Source organism: Anaerolineales bacterium (assembly GCA_022866145.1).
Classification (GTDB): domain Bacteria; phylum Chloroflexota; class Anaerolineae; order Anaerolineales; family E44-bin32; genus PFL42.
In genome coordinates this window covers 1-1,987 of the sequence record JALHUE010000279.1, presented here as the reverse complement: position 1 = coordinate 1,987, position 1,987 = coordinate 1, and the positions used below count along the sequence as shown (strand labels likewise).

The 1,987-nt window shown below is 63.7% G+C and carries 1 protein-coding gene; it reads right to left on the bottom strand.

Annotation, left to right across the window (positions count from 1 at the left end):
- Window positions 1–24: 24 nt before the first annotated feature.
- A partial coding sequence (locus tag MUO23_08660; GenBank protein ID MCJ7513027.1) for an immune inhibitor A occupies window positions 25–1,987 on the bottom strand: 1,963 nt, incomplete at its 5' end.

Here is a 1,987-nt window from a genome sequence, read left to right as displayed (position 1 = left end):
GTCTTGAAGCCAGGCGTCGGTAGCTCAGCGGGCCTCGAGGGCGAACTGATACTCCGCCGGCTGCCAGGTGTGGCGCGTGGCCCCCATCACGACCAGGACTGCGCGGTCCACTGCGTCCCCCACGCTGAGGTCAATCGCGCCGCGCCGCCCGCCTTCCAGCGGGATCTCCGTCACCCGAACCTGATCACCAAACTCGACCAGCGCCAGGCGGAAAGTTTGCGGCAGGCGGTTGTACAGCCGGACGAACCCTGCCGGCTCCCAGCCGCCATTGTCCGCCTCGAAATCGGCCTGATAGCCGGCGGCGTCGACCTTGAGGTCGTCCACCATCAGGCCTTCCCCGTTGACCGCCTGGTCCGTAACATACTCAAAGCGCAGCAGGACCTCTTCCCCGGCGAATTGAGAGAGATCCACCGATTCCTCGATCCACTCGCCGCGCTCGCCGCCCCCGCTATTGCCGGTATACCCCCAGCCGTAGGAATTGCCGAAGGGATCCTTGTCGGTACCAGAGGGGGTCCGGACCATCTCCCACGTCTTTCCTCCGTCGGTCGAGCCCACCAGGTAGACAAAGTCCCAGCCGTCCTCGATCTCGTACCACAGCCGGTAGTCCATCGTGATCGGGCCGGTCACATCGGTGAAGTCAAAGGCCCGCGTCAGCGTCATGTCGGACTCATCGCCGCGATTGGACCAGAAGGCATAGTCCCCCGAGTAGGCTTCCGTCGGGATCACCGGTATCTCTGCCGGTCCCTCGAAGCTCAAGCGGTAGTCCCCGCGGCAGTCGATCTCGATGAAGTCGACGCCGTATTGGTTCACGTCGCGGCTCTGCAGGCTGGACGGGCAATCGCTCACTGTCTCGTCGACTGATGCCGCCGGCGCGGAGAGATAGGAGGGGTAGTAGTAGCGGCCGTCCCCGACGCTGCCGTCTTGTAGCAGCGTGGCCACCGCCCAGTCGAGCAGGAAATCCTCGGCCCGCAGCGGCTGGCCAGTCTCTGGATCGACCTCGCCCGCCTGCGTCAGCGCCTTGTCGATCGAGTCGAGCCCATTGGCCTGTTGGGCCACCAGCGCCTGGGTGGCGTCCGAGCCGAAGCGGTCCATGAAGTAGGCCATCACCAGGAAGGCCTGCCCGTAGTGTGCCAGATCGGTGTCGGGAGGCCAGAAGGTGAGCGGAAGATCCATGTTCTGGACGAAATAGTAGTCCGCCCCACCTGGGTCATAGCCATTGATGAACGTGGCGAGCTCGGAGAACCCCTCGTTCACCCAGCTCTCTTCGTTGGGATCCAGGTTGGCGTGGATCATGTGCTGGAATTCGTGCGCAAGGGTTGAGTGGGCATAAGGCGCATCCAGCGGCAGCGTGTCTGCATTGAGGAAGAACATCTCGTGTTCGTTTGAGTACTTGTTCACCGCTCGCGAGAGGCTGTCGTTGGACGAGAAGTACCCGGCAACCGAGTCCCCGAGGCCGGTCATGTAGGCCATGTACAGATGCGGATCACCGTCCACGCCGGGCGTCCACTCGCTCCCGAAGAACTCGCGGTTGGTTGGGTAGACCTTGCTCTCAAACTCATCGACCAGGTCTCGGACGTCGCCCATCTCGAAGTCCACGCCCTTCTCAACCCAGAAGTAGACGTGATCGGTGGCGTAGACCATCTCGAGATCCGCCTGGAACTGCTCGTCGGTGTCGACGTTGGATCCCCAGAAGGTCTTGACCGTTCCGACGGGGATCGGGGCCGCCGTCTCAGCCACGATGCGCGGCGGGTTGGCAATGCCGCCCAGCCGCTCCTTGAGTTCCAGCTTGTCGGAGGCCGGCACAATCGTGTTGATGAGCGTGGTCAGGCTTTCCTCAGCCCGCGGATCGGCGGGTAGTTGAGGCAGCGCTGCGGGCGCCTGGGTCGGAGGCGAAGGTTTCTCGGTCGGCAGGGTGAAGATCTCCGCCGGCGAGAGGATGGGCATCAGGGGACGGAAGAACGAATCCTGCAGGGCCGACAGGCCAGAG